The organism is Arthrobacter sp. FW306-2-2C-D06B (assembly GCF_021789175.1).
In the GTDB taxonomy this organism is placed as follows: domain Bacteria; phylum Actinomycetota; class Actinomycetes; order Actinomycetales; family Micrococcaceae; genus Arthrobacter.
The window spans coordinates 3,710,450-3,726,249 of the sequence record NZ_CP084560.1 but is presented as its reverse complement, the minus strand read 5'-3'; the positions used below and the strand labels follow the sequence as shown (position 1 = coordinate 3,726,249).

Below are 15,800 nucleotides of genomic sequence, written 5' to 3'. Positions count from 1 at the left end.
CCTTAGGAAATGAGTCTTTGCGCCATGTTGGACAGCCCTCATACGTACTCGAGTGCACTGGGCGCCCCCGGCTTTCTGGCCGGAACCTTCCTCTTTGACCCGCTTACAGGGAAAGCGGAATGGTCCGACGGGCTCTTCAATCTCCACGGCTACCAGCGAGGGGAAGTTGTGCCCACGCTCGAGCTGCTCATGTCGCACAAGCACCCGGATGACAGGCCGCGGACCATGGAGATCCTGGCTCAAGTATTCCGGGACGGCGGCCATTTCTGTATTTATCACCGGATCATTGACGCGCAGGGACAAGTCCGTCGTGTGCTGACGGCGGGGAACGCGCAACTGGGCCCATCGGGGACCGTCGCGCTCGAGGGGACCACGGTGGACCTGACGTCCACGCTGCGGCGGGAAACCGAGCAAGCGGCGCGTGACGCCGTCGCGGGCGCCAATGCGACCCGGGGCGTCATCAATCAGGCACGCGGCATCCTGATGGGGCGGCTGCTCCTTAGCTCCGACGCAGCCTTCAAATTGCTTGTGAGTTGCAGCAGCATGACGAACGTCAAGGTCGCAGTCCTGGCCTCACACCTTGTTCGCGTGGCCGACACCGACGAGGGGCCAGAAGCAATGGACGGGTTCATTCGTGTTCTCCAGGCTTGCGACCAGGCTGCGGTGAAACGCGCGTTGGACCGGCAGTAAGAAGCCGGACAGCGCAGCCATCGCCTCTCGCCGGACGGAGTGGCAGTATGTTGTGAGTCAGGCTCGATGAGGGCGTCTCCGCGGCAAGGAGCGACGGTCATGACCTACATCTACAACTTCGCCGATGTCCAAGCAGCCGACGTCGCCGTGTCCGGCGGCAAGGGCGTCGGGCTGGGGAACCTTGTTCGCGCCGGGCTTCCGGTCCCTCCCGGATTCGTGCTGACCACGGCGGCGTATGAGGCCTTCGTGAATGCCAACGGGATTCAGGCGCGCATCCAGGAACTGGCGACGCTCCCGCCCGACGCGTCGCCGCAGGATTACGAGGATGCCTCGGCCGTCATCCGGGACCTTTTCACTGGCGGCACCATGCCCGCGGCCATCGCGTACGAGCTCGCCGCCGCTTATGAGGGCCTCGGCGGCTCTCGCGACGACGGCGGTGGCGGCGGCTCCGGCGGCGACGGCGGCGACGACGACGGCGGTGCGCCCGTGGCGGTGCGCTCGTCCGCAACGGCCGAGGACCTTGCCTCGGCAAGCTTCGCCGGGCAACAGGAAACCTACCTCAACGTCCGCGGGGCGGAAGCGTTGGATGCCGCCGTCGTCGATTGCTGGTCTTCCTTGTGGACGGCGCGCGCCATGGCTTACCGGGACCGTGAAGGCATCGCACCGGGCGATGTACGCCTCGCGGTAGTGATCCAGCGGATGGTCGAGGCCGAGGCGGCCGGCGTCATGTTCACCGCCAATCCTGCCAACGGCCGCCGCGACCAGATCGTCATCAGTGCAGCGCGGGGCCTGGGGGAGTCCGTGGTCAGTGGAACAGTCAACACGGATGACCTTGTGGTCGAAGCGGGAACCGGCCGCGTGCTCTCGCGCCGGACCGCCGACAAGGAAGTCATGACCGTGTATGCGGACCGCGCCGCGGACGGCGCTGCCGACCGCACCGCGGACGGCTCCGAGGAGCGGGGAGGGACTACGGAGCAACCGGTCCCGGCGGCGCTTCGCAACCAAGCCGTGCTCGACGCCGGAGCTGCCGCCGCGCTGGCCCGCTATGGAACACGGATTTCGGACTACTTCGGAACTCCGCAGGACATCGAATGGGCGCGGGCCGACGGCAATTTCTTCATGCTGCAGTCCAGGCCCATCACGGCCCTGCCTGAACCCGTAGTGGACACCCCAGACACGTGGCCGTTGCCCTACCCGAAGGGGCTCTATTTCCGGGCGAGCATCGTGGAACAGCTGCCGGACCCGCTCACGCCGCTGTTCGCCGACCTCATTGACGGCTCGGTCACCCGTTCGCTCAAGACCCTGATGAACGAGGCCGTCGGGAGCGACGTGGTCAGGGATGGCGACGTCGGACTGCCCACCATCAACGGGTACGCCTATTACTACTACCGCTCCTCGGCGATGTGGCGGGTGATGCGCAAGGCGCCGGGGGCCATGCTCGCCCTGGCTCAAGGCAAGGCGCACATGGGCATGACGGGTTGGCGTGAATTCTCGCATCCCCGCTACAAGGAGGTGCTCAAAGACTGGGCGGCGAAGTCCGCGGCGGATCTTTCAGGAGAAGAGTTGCTTGAGGGTGTCCGGACGTTGCTCGACGCCGGGACTGTGTACTACACCGCCGTGGAGTCAGTCATTCCGATCGCCGCGACGAGCGAAATCTCCTTCCGGGCGTTCTACGACAAACTCATCCGGCGCGCGGGGGATCCCCCCGCCGAGACATTCCTCCTCGGCTACGACAGTGAACCGATCCGTGCGGAGAAATCGTTGTACGACCTCGCAGCGTGGGCCCGGGAAGTCGAGGGGCTGGCCCCCGCCATCCTCGATCAAGAGACGGCGGCACTGGCCGAGTCGCAGCGTAGCTGGCTCCCTCCCGCCGGCATGGACCCGGCCCTCTGGCAGCAGTGGCATCCACGTTTCCAGGCCCACCTCGATCGCTTCGGCCATGCGGTCTACAACTTGGACTTCGCCAGCCCGGTGCCGGCGGACGATCCTTCGGCGCTGCTGGATACGGTCAAGTTCTACCTCCAGGGACACGGCAACGACCCGCATGAGCGCCAACGGCTCTCGGCCGCCAGGCGGGAGGACCAAACCGAGCGGATGCTTGCCCGGCTCGGACAGACCCGGCTCGGGCGGAGTCGCAAGGCGCCGTTCATCCGTCTGCTCCGGTGGGCGCAGAAGTCCGCACCGATACGCGAAGATGCCCTGGCCGACGTCGGGCTTGCCTGGCCGCTGATCCGGCGGATGCTGCTCGAACTCGGACAACGGCTGGTCTACTCCGGCGTCATCGCCCGCCCCGCCGACGTGTTCTGGCTGCGCCGGCAGGAGCTGCAAAGCGCCGTCGAGTTCGGCCTCGCCGCGCCGCGGCCGCCGGGCACGGCGGAACCGCTCGCGCCGGTGGCGGTGGCAATTACGGGGGCTGCGCGCCCCGTCCGTGCCGAAGTCGTCGAGGAACGCAAGATGCTTTGGCGGGGGCAGGCCAAGGCGGCCGCGCCGCAACTGCTGCCGGAGACCCGTTGGATGAAGCGCACTTTCGAATCAATGATGCCGGCACGCTCCCAGGACCAGTCGGGCGACGTCATCAAAGGGGTCGGCGCCAGTGCGGGCCGGGTTAGTGCTCCTGCGCGCGTCCTGGGCGGGCCGCAGGATTTCAACCAGATGGCGCCCGGAGAGGTCCTCGTTGCGCGTATCACCACTCCCGCGTGGACCTCGCTGTTCGCCATGGCCTCCGCCGTGGTCACCGACGTCGGCGGTCCGCTGAGCCACAGCTCCATCGTGGCCCGGGAGTACGGCATCCCCGCTGTGCTCGGCACCGGAGTCGCCACCCAGCGGCTCACGAGCGGCCAACAAATCACCGTCGACGGCGACGCCGGCACCGTGACGGTCGAGCACCCACCCGCCTAGCCTTTCGCCCCCACCGACGCCCGCTCACTTGTGTGGGGTTTTCGGCGGACGCTCGCTCACATTTTGTGATCGAGCGTTCCGGTTTTTGGCCGTATATGTGAGCGAGCGTCCTGGTGGGGGCCCGACGGCGGCGGGGCAGTTGCGCTGTTTTCCCACCTTCGGGGGTGCTCCCCCCCGGACGCTCGCTCACTTGTGTGGGGTTTTCGGCGGACGCTCGCTCAGTTGATCTGAGCGAGCATCATGCAAAAAGGCCCTATATGTGAGCGAGGGTTCTGGGATTTGGCCGTATATGTGAGCGAGCGTCGCGGGTGTGCCGGCGACTTGTTTGTCGGCGCCCGACGGCGGCGGGGCGGTTGCGCTGTTTTCCCACCTTTGGGGGTGCTCCCCCCGGACGCTCGCTCACCTTTTAGGTGTTTTCGGCAGACGCTCGCTCACATCTTGTGATCGAGCGTTCCGGTTTTTGGCGGTATATGTGAGCGAGCGTCCTGGTGGGGGCCCGACGGCGGCGGGAGTCCTGTTGCGCTGTTTTCCCACCTTTGGTCGGCTTGGCAGGGAAGCCCAAGATCGCAGGGATTCCACAGGTTTGACCCAAGAAATGCGCAGGATCGCGAGTCTTGGCACAGGTTGTCCCAAGGACTGCTCCCCGGGGTATTGGGCGTTGCTAAGTTGCTAGAGAGCTGGTGCTGGACCAGCCCGTATCTCCCCAACTCGCTCAGGAGTTTCACATGTTTGCTTTCTTCTCCAACGCCGCTTCGCGCATCCGTCGTAGCGAAAAGGGCGCCACCGCCGTCGAATACGGCATCATGGTCGCCCTCATTGCTGTTGTCATCATCGTCGCCGTCACGGCGCTGGGTGGGACTGTCAAGAACACCTTCTCCCAGGTCCAATGCTCAGTTTCCGGCAAAACGTGGAACACCACCACCAACGTTTGTGGCTAGTAGGTTCGCCTCCTCCCCGACTGTTCGTACCAGACAAGGAGCATCAATGCTTTCCGCTTTCCTCAAGTCCGCATCTCACGTGCGGCGCGACGAAACGGGTGCCACCGCCGTCGAATACGGCATCATGGTCGCCCTCATCGCAGTGGTAATCATCGCCGCTGTGACCCTGCTGGGTGGGACAGTTCACGACACCTTCACCCAAGCCCAGTGTTCCATAGCTGGTAAAACCACCTTCAGTGCAGGATCGGGCCCCGGTCAAGCCACCTGCCCTTAGCGGTCTCCCGGCTTTATGCCTTGGAGGCAATACCAGCGCACCAAGCAAACCCCGAGTGGCGGCAGCGTTCAGGCGGCCGCCACTCTGCTTGATTCGAACTATCCGTTTTCTGGGAGGGCAACATCATGCCGAGGTCTTCAGAGCGCGGTGCCGTGGCAGTCGAGTTCGCCATCCTGGCACCGCTCCTGATCATGCTGCTCCTAGGCATTATGGAATTCGGCAGGGCTTACAACGTGCAGGTGTCGCTCTCGAACGCAGCACGCGAAGGAGTTCGCGTCATGGCTATTTCGAATGATCAGACGGCCGCCAAGACTGCGGCGAAGAACGCTGCCGTGTCGTTGAATCCACAGCTGGCAGACACGAACTTCACTTTCAGTCCCGCCAGCTGTACCTCCGGCGCCCAGATGTCCGTGACCATCAAGTACACCCTCAGTACGCTCACGGGAATCGCTGGGCCTTTCCCCATGCAAGGAGTAGGAGTCATGATATGCGGCGGCTGATGACCCACGACGACGGCGAGCGCGGTGCGATTGCGGTTCTTGTCGCGCTCTTGTTGGTGGTCCTGCTCGGGTTTGCCGCCCTCGCCGTGGATGCAGGAATGCTGTACTCGGAAAGGGCGCAAGTGCAGAACGGATCCGACGCCGCCGCCCTCGCGGTGGCGCAGAAGTGCGCCGCGAGTACGAGCGATCCGAATTGCTCCACCACGTCCCCCATCGCCAGCGACATCGCAAACAAGAACGCAAACGATGGCCTGAACAACATCAAGTCGATCAATCTGGACCTGACAAACCGGAAAGTCACTGTGACCGCCGGGGCCCAGCAGGCAGGCGGGGCGCCGAACGCCGTCTCGCTCCTTTTTGCGCGCGTCCTGGGCATGAACAGCACGAATGTCTTGACCACGTCCAGCGTTCAGTGGGGGAGCGCGGTCGCCGGCAGAACCGCCTTTCCACTCGCGTATTCCATCTGCCAAGTGCAGGGATACATCGGCGGAGCGCTTCAGCTTCTTCAGGAACACAGCTCCGGTGCCAATCCCAGCTGCAATTACGGCCCATCCGGGGCTGTGGTGCCTGGGGGGTTCGGCTGGCTCGCCCAGGATGCCGGATTGTGTGGCAGCACGATCAACCTCGCCACCAGCGAAGCCGGCAACTCCTCGGGGAACAGTATGCCGGGAAACTGTCTAGCGACGCTTCAAAAATGGGGTGACACGCTCACCGCTGGTGGGAATGTCATCGTGCTGCTCCCGGTTTTCGACGTCGCAACAGGTACAGGAGCCGGGGCTGTTTACCATCTCGTGTCATTCGCAGCATTCAAAGTGACTGGGTGGAAATTCAGCGGTGGCAACAACAGTCTTCCGGACAGTTTCCGTAACACGAATTCCGACGTCTCCAATGCTCTTGCCTGCACCGGAGGCTGCCGCGGAATCATCGGGAGCTTCATCAAGTACGTCTCGCTGGCAGATGGCTACTCGCTGGGCCCGGTAGATGCCTACGGGGCCACCATTGTGCGCCTCACCCCCTAGCTTTTCATCCATTCTTTGAGCACAGGAGTTGTAAGTGAAGTCACGCTTGTTGGCCGGGTCGGCAGCGGCAGTGCTGGCGCTCGTTGGGGTGATTCTTGTCTTCTCCTACGCTCAAGGCGCGGATCAACGGGCAGTCCAGAACCTGGCACCCGTTGACGTCCTGGTGGTCAAGACGGCCATCCCGGCCGGCACCTCTGTTGACGCTATGAAGGATTCCCTCGATACCCAGCAACTGCCGGGATCGGCCGTCCCCAAGACAGCGTTACACACGTTGGGGGACGCACAAGGCAAGGTGGCCGCCGTCGACCTCGTCCCTGGCGAGACGCTGGTGTCGGAAAGACTGGTGGCCCCGGACGCGCTCAAGACTCCTGGAGACGTCAAGGTGCCGGCAGGGCTTCAGGAGGTCTCATTTCAATTGGAACCCCAGCGGGTAGTCGGGGGACTGCTGGTTCCTGGTGACCACATAGGAATATTCATCTCCATGTCGAGCGACAAGCCAACTACCGAATTGGTGATACACAAGGTTCTTGTGACGATGGTCCAACGCGCTCCCCAAACAGCCGCGAGTGCGCAAGCGACGCCCAATCCCACCTCCGGTGCGCCCGGCTCCAAGGACAGCGCACTTCCCACCGGTTCCCTCTTGCTGACCGTCGCCGTGAGCGATGTGGATGCCTCCAAGATTGTCTTCGCCGCCGAGTACGCCAAGATCTGGCTGAGCAAAGAGCCGTTGGATGCCAAAGACAGTGGCCCCACCCTCATGCAGCAGAGCGGGGTATACAAGTGAGCCGCTTTGTCCTGATTACGCCCAATACCGATTTTGACCAGCGGTTGCGACAAGCTGTTGCGGGTGGCCTGCCCGGAAGCGTGCAAACCTTCTTCACGAGCATTTTGCCGGCTGATCCAGCAGAACTGTTCGGCGCGCTCAACCAGGAACAACTCGAAGTGTTGATTCTGGGACCCGACGTGCCCGTGGAAGATGCCCTGCGCCTGGCCACCGTCTTCGATGTGCAGTTGCCGGAACTGAGCGTCATCCTTGTCAGTGAACTGGATCCCGCGTTTGTCCTCCAAGCCATGCGGTCCGGTATCCGCGACATCATGAGTCCGGATGCGGACCTGGCCCAGATACGGGTGATGCTTGAGCGCGCGTGCCAGTCTTTCGCGAGCCGGCAGCGCACCGGGGAACCCAAGCAATCCGGCTCCCCGAAGGGTTTGGTGATCGGCGTCTTTTCCCCCAAAGGCGGCGTGGGCAAGACGACCATCGCCACGAACATCGCAGTGGGGTTGGGCAAGATCGCGCCGATGAGCGTGGTGATCGTGGATCTGGACCTTCAATTCGGTGACGTCGCCTCCGGGCTCTACCTCAATCCGGAGCATACTGTCACCGATGCCGTTACTCCCTCGGCCAGCCAGGATTCCCTGGTGCTCAAGGCATTTCTCACTGTCCACCCGGCAAGCATTTATGCTTTGTGCGCGCCAAAGGACCCCGTCGAAGCAGACGAGATCTCTCCGGAACAAGTCGGTAGGCTCCTCGAACAGCTCGCACAAGAGTTCCAATACGTGGTTGTTGACACGGCACCCGGACTGCCCGAAATCGGGCTGGCTGCCCTCGAGCAATGCTCGGACGCCGTCTGGGTGACCGGCATGGACGTTCCAAGTGTCCGGGGCCTCCGTTCCGGCCTGGACATTCTCCGCAGGCTGAACCTCCTGCCGGAAACCCGGCATGTGGTGCTCAACATGGCTGATTCCAAGTCGGGCCTGTCGGTGCAGGACGTCGAGTCCACCGTAGGCGCCCCGGTTGACGTAAGCATCCCCCGATCGAAGGCCGTAGCGTTCTCCACCAACCGCGGCATTCCCGTGCTCCAGGACTCGGTGAAGGATCCGGCCGTCAAGGGACTCAAGCAACTTGTCGAGCGCTTCAATCCCGCGTGGCGTGCCACAGCGCAGCGCAAACTGCACAGAAGGGTCGTCGTCTAATGAAGCTGTCTGAACGGCTGCATGCCGCCGAGGACAAGACCGAAGCGTCTTCCGGCCCGGGGGTGGATTTTGGTGCGAGCGCGCCCTCGACCCCTCAACCGACATTCGCTGACTCGACGCAGCATGTCCGGCCGATTCCCGCGGGGAAGCCCGCCAGCGCCATGAAGTCCCACACTTCAGTCAAGCTGTCTGACGTCCCTGACATGCCGAAGCTCAGGGCCCAGCAACCCGTGGACGCCTTCGCTGCCCTCAAGGTGCGCGCAGCCACAGCGTTGTTCGAACGGTTGGGGGCGAGGTTCAACGACTCGAGCGTCAGCGAGCATGAGTTGCGGTCAACTGCGCGGGAAGAACTCACCCGGATCATCGACGCCGAACAGGTTCCGCTGTCCGCGGACGAGCGCAGCCGGCTGGTCGCGGACGTGGCGGATGACGTCCTTGGCTATGGGCCGCTCCAACGCTTGCTGGACGACCCGGAAGTCACCGAAATCATGGTCAACCGGATGGACCAGATCTACGTCGAACGAAAAGGCAAACTGACCCTCACGGACTCCGGATTCAGCTCCGAGGACCATCTCCGGAGAGTCATCGAACGCATCGTTTCACAGGTGGGGCGCAGGATCGATGAGTCGTCCCCGCTCGTTGACGCGCGACTTGAGGACGGCTCCCGAGTCAACGCCGTGATCCCACCGCTTGCGGTGGGCGGCTCGTCGCTGACCATCCGAAAATTCAGCAAAGTGCCGTTGACCATCAGGAACCTGATTGATTTCGGAACGCTCACGCCCGAAATGGCGGAGCTCCTCAATGCGTGCGTCAAGGCGAAGCTGAACATCATTGTTTCCGGAGGTACTGGAACCGGCAAGACGACGTTGTTGAATGTGCTCTCGTCTTTCATCCCGGAAGACAACCGCATCGTCACCATTGAGGATGCCGTAGAACTGCAGATCCAGCAGCAACATGTGGTCAGGCTTGAGAGCAGGCCACCGAACACCGAGGGCAAAGGTGCGGTGACCATTAGGGAGTTGCTCAGGAACTCGCTTCGTATGCGTCCGGACAGGATCGTCGTCGGCGAGGTCCGCGGTGGAGAGTCCCTCGACATGCTGCAGGCCATGAACACCGGCCACGACGGTTCCCTCTCCACGGTGCACTCAAATTCTCCTCGCGACGCCGTGGCGCGCCTCGAAACCCTGGTGCTCATGGCAGGCATGGACCTGCCATTGCGCGCAATCCGCGAGCAAATAGCATCCGCCGTGAACCTCATCATCCAGATCTCCCGGTTGCGGGACGGAACGCGCCGAATCACGCACGTGACTGAGGTCCAAGGCATGGAAGGCGACATTGTCACCCTCCAGGATGCATTCGTTTTCGACTACTCGGCGGGCGTCGACGCTCACGGAAGGTTTCTCGGAAGGCCCGTCCCAACGGGAATCCGTCCGCGCTTCATCGATCGCTTCGATGACTTGGGCATTCATGTATCTCCCGGGGTCTTTGCCGCGCCCTTGGCAACAGCAACAGCAGCAAGGACGTGAACGGAACATGATCCTCTTGACCGGAATGGCCTTGATGTTTTCGGCCATCCTGCTCCTCGGTGTGGCCGTGATCTTGCCGAAAACCCCGGAAGTTCCGTTCGATCGACGGCGTCCCTACCACGTAGGCGCGGGCTCGCAGCTGACGCGTTTTGCAGGTTCTGCCGCCGATGCAGTCCATGGGGTGTTGACCAGGCGCAACGTCCGGCTCTTCAACCGGGAACAACTGGAGAATGCCGGGCTGCGCATGAGCCAGGCGGATTTCTTCATCCTTGTCATTGCCGGTGCATTCGTGGGTGCCTTGATCGGGCTGGTCATCGGCGGTCCGTTGGTGGCCTTCCTGTTCTTTATCCCGGCGCCCTTCGTGGCACGGCTCATCGTGAGCTCCCTGGCCGGCAAAAGGCGTGCGAAGTTCGATGCACAGCTGGGGGACACCCTCCAACTACTGGCTGGGGGCTTACGGGCAGGGCACAGCATCCTCCGTGCCATCGACGCTGCCGCCACGGAATCTGCCAGTCCGACCTCCGAGGAAATGCGCCGGATTATTACGGAGACAAGCCTTGGCCGCGATCTTGAGGCATCGCTCACCGACACAGCGGAGCGAATGCGGAGCGAGGACTTTGTGTGGATAGCGCAAGCCATCCAAATCAACCGCGAGGTGGGCGGAAACCTTGCGGAGGTCTTGGACCAAGTCAACGAGACCATACGCGAACGCAGCGAGATCAAGGGCCATATCAAATCCTTGGCCGCGGAAGGAAAGTTCTCGGGATACATCCTGATGGCGCTTCCGTTCGGCATCGTCACAATGCTCTTGCTTGTCAACCCCGGCTACATGAACGTGATGTTCACCCATCCGCTTGGTTGGGGAATGATCGGCTTGTCAGTCATTCTCATGACGATCGGCGGTCTCTGGATGCGCAAGATCATCGACTTGAAGTTTTGAGGTGACCCGTGAATCCCTCCCTCCTTGTCTCCCTCCTCCTGGTTCCTTTGCCGATCGCCTACCTTGCCTGGTCATTCCTGTCGGTTGACCGCAAAGCCCAACGTGCCGTCCGGGTGCTCTTGACTCGGGGTCAAGACATTGCCGAGACCGGTCCACAAAATCGTGGTGGTGCACTCGAGCTCATGGGGTACCGCCTGACCCCCGTCAGTTACGTCCAGAAGCTCGATCGGTTGCTCTCGTTGGCAGGCCGTCCGCCGTCGCTCCCTTTGGGGCGCGTCCTCGCAGCCAAACCCCTGCTCGGATTGTTCGGCGCACTTTTTGGGTTTTTGATCAGTGCTAACAGCTCGAGCGGATTACTTAAGCTCGTGGGGATATTTGTTGTACTGCTTGGATACTTTATCCCGGACCTAATGCTGTACAGCAAAGGACAAGAGCGTCAAAAGGCCTTGCAATTGGAACTCGCAAATACCATGGACCAAATGCTGATATCGGTCGAGGCGGGCCTAGGTTTTGAAGGAGCCATGGCCCGGGCAGGCGAAAATGGGAAGGGGCCCCTGGCCGAGGAGCTGGTGCGGACTTTGCAGGACATGCAGGTTGGACGGAGCCGTCGCGAGTCCTATCTGGCCTTGGCTGAACGCACCAACGTTCCGGAGCTTCGAAGCTTCGTGCAGGCCGTCATTCAGGCAGACACATACGGCATTGCCATCAGTCGGGTCCTGCGGGTCCAGGCGAAGGTGATGCGGGTCAAGCGCCGACAACGCGCCGAAGAGAAGGCGATGAAGCTTCCGGTGATGGTTCTCTTCCCGCTTCTCCTCTTTATCTTCCCCGTGCTGTTCATCGCCATCCTGGGGCCGGCTGTCATCAACGCCATAGCCACCTTCAGTGGAGGCTAAGCGCAATAGCGCATTCTCTGAATTGGGTGCGGACGATGAAACCGGGTAAGTCAAGAAAGGCCTAAGATTTCCTTAAGATAGCCATAAGTTCGGTTTTTCCGGAATTCAGAAAGTAGCATTGGGCTATGTTCAGTTCAGGTTCCAGCGAGGTCAACGAGGATTCAGATCCGAGCCATCCGGGCTCGGTCGACGACTCCAATGGGCTGCCCGTCGTCCCGCTTACCGAACATCCCATACTGGACCTCGCGGAGTTCCAACTCCTGGAAGATCAAGTGGACAATCCGCTGGTCGCACGCACGTTTGCCGGCGACTTCGCAAAACTCTGGGCCAAGCGATACGAAATCCTGGCGACCGCCGTCGAGCGCGGCGACGTGGCCGCGGCCCTAAACGCGGTGCTGAGCCTCCGGACTTCTTCCGTCATGGTTGGCGGTGTTCGCCTCGCAGTACTTGCAGCGCAAATGGAGGAACGCATTCGAAAACGTGAATTGCGTGAGGCCCGGCCCCTGCTCAAGGAACTTGCTGAATGCGGGCACTTGACTGTCCAGGAACTAAAGGACAGTTACGTCCTCCGGAACGATTGACGTCGGCTCGCCTAATCCGACGTCGGCTCGCCTAATCCGATCTTTTCGGGGTCAGCCGATAGCCGACTCCCCGGACAGTCTGTAGAAAGCGCGGCGATTGTGGATCTTCGCGAAGCTTTCGGCGTAGGTTCCCGATGTGGGTCTCTACGGCGCGTTCGTCGGCGTCGCTGATGTACGCATCGTCGTCGTAGTAGTCGCCCCGCGCTGCCCTCACGAGGTCGGCGCGCGTCCGCACCTCGCCTTTGGCCCGAAGCAGGTCGAAGAGCAGATCGAACTCGCTTCTCGTCAATGTCACGGCCGAACCTTGAAGCGTCACCGTGCGTGTTTTGTAGTTCAGGGCCAAGCCATTGTGCTTGATCACCGCTTGCTCGGCCCCGGGCGAACCGGCCCCGGCTGAACCGGCCCTGTAAGCACCCCCGTCAAAACGGGCCGAACCGCCGTCGGGCCCGGCCGAACGGGCCGAACCCCCGTAACCCTCCTCCGGCAACGCAAGCCTGCCTTCCGCGCGTGGCCGCCGCATCATGGCAGTGACCCGGGCCCTCAATTCGCGAGGCAAGAACGGCTTCTTGACGTAGTCGTCCGCGCCGGTGAGGAAAGCCGTCAGCGTGTCCGGCTCGTCGCGCCTGGCCGTCAGCATCACGACATATGCGTCGCTGAATTGCCGAATCCGACGGAGCACCTCGTGGCCGTCCATATCCGGAAGCCCGACGTCGAGCGTCACCACGGAGGCATGGTGATCCCGCACCACTTCCACGCCTTCGCGTCCGGTGGCGGCAGAGTGCACCACAAATCCAGCTTCTTTGAGGATGGCGTCAACCAGATTTCGTACGTCTTCGTCATCCTCAATGACTACAGCTACCCCAGGCTCGCTCATTGGACATCCTTGAGGGCGCACATCGCCGCACAGCCCAGCGCAATGCGGTAAATGCCACCCAAATACTCACGATACAAGCATTAAAGCCATCTGGCATCTAATATGTGGATTAGCGTGGCTCCGAACTTCCAGTTTGATCGTCCGGGTCGTCGTATTGTGGTTCCTTGGGGGAATAGTGGACTCCGGGCGGTTCCTTCGGGAATCGCGTGGATCAGTAAATGCTCGCGAATCTCCAAGGAAGGGTCTCGACTTTGAGTGAGCAGCCATTTTTCCGCGCGGCCTCCCGTTTCTTCAGGAAACTCACGCCTCGCGCCCGGCTGGCTGTCTGTGAATTGCCGCTAACGCTCATCATCGCGGGCTTGGCAATCGCGGCACCTACTGTTTGGCCGGGGTTAACCCAAAATTGGTTGTTCGTTACCGGAGTCGTTCTCCACGGCGTCCTGTTCCTGGGCTGCTTGCTGGTCCCTTGGGAGAGAATGGCACCGAGCGCAAGCCTGACGATCCCTATATTAGATTTTGTTGCCCTCTGGTTCACGCGAAACGGCGCTTTCAGCGCGATACCCGGCCTCATCACATTGGCTATCTTTCCGGTGATCTGGTTGTCTGCCTCGGGCATGCTTTCCAAGACAAGCCTGATCCTCAGCTTTGTTGGTCCTTTCGTCATTGCGTTTCCACCAGTGGTTTCGCACTTGCCCCGTCCCACTGCGTCGGACATTTCTTCGGTGCTGCTTTTGCCCCTCATGATGTTCGCAATGGCAGTCTCCATTCGTTTGGCTGGCTCAAATGCACGTCTCCAGCAACGGAGGGTAAGCCAGCGGGATCAGGCCCTGCGGCAATTGTTGGCTGCAAGCAGGGAGCGGGAAACACTGCTCAAGACAATCCTGGACACGATCGACGTCGGAATTGTCGCCGTCGATTCGCAGGGCGAAACCCTCCTGATCAACAACCAACAAAAGGCATTCCTCAAGATGGCAATGCCCGCGGAAGGCTCGCGAGGGCCCGCGGAACAAGACTGGCTGGTTTTCGGCCAAGACAGGCGGACGCCGATTCAGCTTGAAAAGGGCCCTGTTCGGAGGGCCGTTCAAGGGGAAACATTTTCGGACTATCTGCTTTGGTTCGGCGCCGGCACCGACCAACGGGCCGTCTCAACCGCCGCACGGAGTATGAAAAGCGAGCTCGACGACGGATTTGCGGGTGCGGTGATCGTTTTCAAGGACGTGACGGATGTAGTCGATGCACTCGCGGCCAAGGACGAATTGGTTGCCAACGTTTCGCACGAATTCGGATCACCGTTGACATCGATCCTGGGCAACATCGATCTTGTGCTGCGCGGCGCCCAAGAACTCCAACCAGCAACAAGGCTTGGCTTGGAAGTTGCGGAGCGGAATGCCGAGCGGCTCCGGGCCTTAGTGGAGGATCTGCTCTCGTCAGCTGCGGCGGTAGAGAGCGTGCATCTGCGGCGCACGGATCTGGCCGGGCTGGTCGAAAACAGTTTGGTTTCTGCACGAGCGCAGGCCGACGCCGCCCACGTGGGCCTCGTCGCCGACGTTCCCGCACCCCTGTGGGCGAACGCCGATCCCTTGAGGCTGGGACAGGCCTTGGACAATCTGGTATCCAACGCCATCAAGTATTCGCCTGGTGGCGGACTCGTGACGATCAGGGCAGAGCGGAACGACGGATGGGTCCGGCTTGAAGTGAAGGACACGGGGATGGGCATGACGAAGGACGAGTCGGCCAGGATTTTCACCCGGTTCTTTCGGACAACCGCCGCCCGTCAGGCCGCGATTCCGGGCGTCGGACTTGGATTGTCCATTACCAAGTCCATCGTGGAACGCCATGGCGGCCGCATCTCCTGCAGCAGCAAGCCCGGCGCTGGAAGCACCTTCACTGTGGCGCTGCCGGCTGGTTCGCCCCCGGAACCGTCGCAGACAGAAGCCCCGGCAGTGTATTAAGCCGGCCGCCGGACCGGGTAACTGCCCGCCGTGCAAGTAGTCAGCCGCGCAAAGTAGAGTACCCATTACTCGTGACCGGCCCCGGAGCCGCCAGATTGAATGGAACGCAGTTGGTCTCAATGCAGTTCCTGATCTCTGGGGGTCATTCGTATGTGTGTTTCCTGCAATCCTGTTGTGTCCTTTCCGCGTCCGATAGCTACGGGGGCAGTCCGTTGAGCGCGGGGATGGAATCCGCTTCCATGTTCGCCGGCTCGCTGCCCGGGCTCATTCTGATGGACTTGGGCCAGGCAATGGTGGTGGTATGCGTGTGTTTCGACATGGTCCGCGCCGTGTCCGTGCCGCGGTCGCATCGGCGTTATGTCGCCAACACCATCTTCAAGACCTTGGCGGTGCCGTCGATTCTTGTCATGGGCGTCAGTGTGCTCGCCAAGGCAATCCAATGGAATTGGGCGGACGTGGCCATGGGCGTTTTCGTGATTGTGATGATCATCTTCCGCTGGCACCAAGATAAGGACGAGGACAACTGGTGGAAGGGCAAAGGCAAGAAGCTTGCCCGCTGGGCGCGGAAGCAACTGACACCGCGACCCGCCTTGGTCCCGGTATCGGCCGCGGCCTGAGTGCCACGCCTCCTCCCGACGCTCGCTCACAAACAAGCCCTTCCGGCCCGACGCTCGCTCAGATGATCTGAGCGAGCGTTCCGGCGTTTGGCCATATATCTGAGCGAGCGTTCCGGTCGATGTG

At 61.8% G+C, this 15,800-nt stretch carries 15 protein-coding genes; 14 read left to right on the top strand and 1 reads right to left on the bottom strand.

What is annotated here, in order from left to right; all coding sequences use genetic code 11:
- The first annotated feature begins 24 nt into the window (after positions 1 to 24).
- From LFT47_RS17345 to LFT47_RS17290, 12 genes are all read left to right on the top strand, one after another.
- Positions 25 to 690 (top strand): PAS and ANTAR domain-containing protein, encoded by a 666-nt coding sequence (locus LFT47_RS17345; protein ID WP_236812571.1) that lies wholly within the window; start codon positions 25 to 27, stop codon positions 688 to 690.
- A gap of 99 nt (positions 691 to 789) precedes the next feature.
- A complete protein-coding gene (locus LFT47_RS17340; protein ID WP_236812569.1) occupies positions 790 to 3,588 on the top strand; it encodes a PEP/pyruvate-binding domain-containing protein in 2,799 nt (932 codons plus the stop codon).
- Between the two features lie 725 nt (positions 3,589 to 4,313).
- On the top strand, positions 4,314 to 4,526 hold the full coding sequence (locus tag LFT47_RS17335) for a Flp family type IVb pilin (protein ID WP_236812567.1): 213 nt from the start codon (positions 4,314 to 4,316) through the stop codon (positions 4,524 to 4,526).
- Between the two features lie 46 nt (positions 4,527 to 4,572).
- Positions 4,573 to 4,800 carry a Flp family type IVb pilin gene (locus LFT47_RS17330; RefSeq protein WP_236812565.1) on the top strand — a complete coding sequence of 76 codons (228 nt, stop codon included), beginning with the start codon at positions 4,573 to 4,575 and terminating at the stop codon, positions 4,798 to 4,800.
- 125 nt (positions 4,801 to 4,925) lie between these two features.
- A complete protein-coding gene (locus tag LFT47_RS17325; RefSeq protein ID WP_236812563.1) occupies positions 4,926 to 5,300 on the top strand; it encodes a TadE/TadG family type IV pilus assembly protein in 375 nt (124 codons plus the stop codon).
- Complete coding sequence (locus tag LFT47_RS17320; protein ID WP_236812562.1) at positions 5,288 to 6,319, top strand: Tad domain-containing protein; 1,032 nt, start codon at positions 5,288 to 5,290, stop codon at positions 6,317 to 6,319. Before LFT47_RS17325 ends, LFT47_RS17320 begins: the two co-directional genes overlap by 13 nt.
- A gap of 34 nt (positions 6,320 to 6,353) precedes the next feature.
- Positions 6,354 to 7,103: a Flp pilus assembly protein CpaB gene (cpaB, locus tag LFT47_RS17315; RefSeq protein ID WP_236812561.1), complete on the top strand. Its 750-nt coding sequence runs from the start codon at positions 6,354 to 6,356 to the stop codon at positions 7,101 to 7,103.
- The gene (locus LFT47_RS17310; protein WP_236812560.1) at positions 7,100 to 8,293 is read left to right on the top strand and encodes an AAA family ATPase; all 1,194 of its coding nucleotides are present in this window, start codon (positions 7,100 to 7,102) and stop codon (positions 8,291 to 8,293) included. Before cpaB ends, LFT47_RS17310 begins: the two co-directional genes overlap by 4 nt.
- A 203-nt stretch (positions 8,294 to 8,496) precedes the next feature.
- Positions 8,497 to 9,819 (top strand): CpaF family protein, encoded by a 1,323-nt coding sequence (locus tag LFT47_RS17305; RefSeq protein ID WP_442863477.1) that lies wholly within the window; start codon positions 8,497 to 8,499, stop codon positions 9,817 to 9,819.
- Positions 9,820 to 9,826: 7 nt separating this feature from the next.
- Entirely contained in the window at positions 9,827 to 10,759 is a 933-nt protein-coding gene (locus LFT47_RS17300; protein ID WP_236812558.1) for a type II secretion system F family protein, read from the top strand.
- 8 nt (positions 10,760 to 10,767) lie between these two features.
- On the top strand, positions 10,768 to 11,652 hold the full coding sequence (locus LFT47_RS17295) for a type II secretion system F family protein (protein ID WP_236812557.1): 885 nt from the start codon (positions 10,768 to 10,770) through the stop codon (positions 11,650 to 11,652).
- A 125-nt stretch (positions 11,653 to 11,777) separates the two neighbouring features.
- Positions 11,778 to 12,233 carry an Hpt domain-containing protein gene (locus LFT47_RS17290; RefSeq protein ID WP_236812556.1) on the top strand — a complete coding sequence of 152 codons (456 nt, stop codon included), beginning with the start codon at positions 11,778 to 11,780 and terminating at the stop codon, positions 12,231 to 12,233.
- Positions 12,234 to 12,264: 31 nt separating this feature from the next.
- On the opposite strand, the gene LFT47_RS17285 is transcribed toward LFT47_RS17290, so the two are convergent.
- A complete protein-coding gene (locus LFT47_RS17285; RefSeq protein WP_236812555.1) occupies positions 12,265 to 13,107 on the bottom strand; it encodes a response regulator transcription factor in 843 nt (280 codons plus the stop codon).
- A gap of 251 nt (positions 13,108 to 13,358) precedes the next feature.
- Between LFT47_RS17285 and LFT47_RS17280 the strand changes: the two genes are divergently transcribed.
- Together LFT47_RS17280 and LFT47_RS17275 are read left to right on the top strand one after the other, a co-directional pair.
- Positions 13,359 to 15,059: a sensor histidine kinase gene (locus tag LFT47_RS17280; RefSeq protein WP_236812554.1), complete on the top strand. Its 1,701-nt coding sequence runs from the start codon at positions 13,359 to 13,361 to the stop codon at positions 15,057 to 15,059.
- Between the two features lie 224 nt (positions 15,060 to 15,283).
- The gene (locus LFT47_RS17275; RefSeq protein ID WP_236812553.1) at positions 15,284 to 15,676 is read left to right on the top strand and encodes a hypothetical protein; all 393 of its coding nucleotides are present in this window, start codon (positions 15,284 to 15,286) and stop codon (positions 15,674 to 15,676) included.
- Positions 15,677 to 15,800: the final 124 nt, after the last annotated feature.

Excerpts from the sequence above, each read along its gene's own strand:
- LFT47_RS17345 (WP_236812571.1), top strand. The coding sequence starts at position 25 with ATGTTGGACAGCCCTCATACGTACTCGAGTGCACTGGGCGCCCCCGGC.
- LFT47_RS17340 (WP_236812569.1), top strand. The coding sequence starts at position 790 with ATGACCTACATCTACAACTTCGCCGATGTCCAAGCAGCCGACGTCGCC.
- LFT47_RS17335 (WP_236812567.1), top strand. The coding sequence starts at position 4,314 with ATGTTTGCTTTCTTCTCCAACGCCGCTTCGCGCATCCGTCGTAGCGAA.
- LFT47_RS17330 (WP_236812565.1), top strand. The coding sequence starts at position 4,573 with ATGCTTTCCGCTTTCCTCAAGTCCGCATCTCACGTGCGGCGCGACGAA.
- LFT47_RS17325 (WP_236812563.1), top strand. The coding sequence starts at position 4,926 with ATGCCGAGGTCTTCAGAGCGCGGTGCCGTGGCAGTCGAGTTCGCCATC.
- LFT47_RS17320 (WP_236812562.1), top strand. The coding sequence starts at position 5,288 with ATGCGGCGGCTGATGACCCACGACGACGGCGAGCGCGGTGCGATTGCG.
- LFT47_RS17305 (WP_442863477.1), top strand. The coding sequence starts at position 8,497 with ATGCCGAAGCTCAGGGCCCAGCAACCCGTGGACGCCTTCGCTGCCCTC.
- LFT47_RS17300 (WP_236812558.1), top strand. The coding sequence starts at position 9,827 with ATGATCCTCTTGACCGGAATGGCCTTGATGTTTTCGGCCATCCTGCTC.
- LFT47_RS17290 (WP_236812556.1), top strand. The coding sequence starts at position 11,778 with ATGTTCAGTTCAGGTTCCAGCGAGGTCAACGAGGATTCAGATCCGAGC.
- LFT47_RS17285 (WP_236812555.1), bottom strand. The coding sequence starts at position 13,107 with ATGAGCGAGCCTGGGGTAGCTGTAGTCATTGAGGATGACGAAGACGTA.
- LFT47_RS17275 (WP_236812553.1), top strand. The coding sequence starts at position 15,284 with ATGGAATCCGCTTCCATGTTCGCCGGCTCGCTGCCCGGGCTCATTCTG.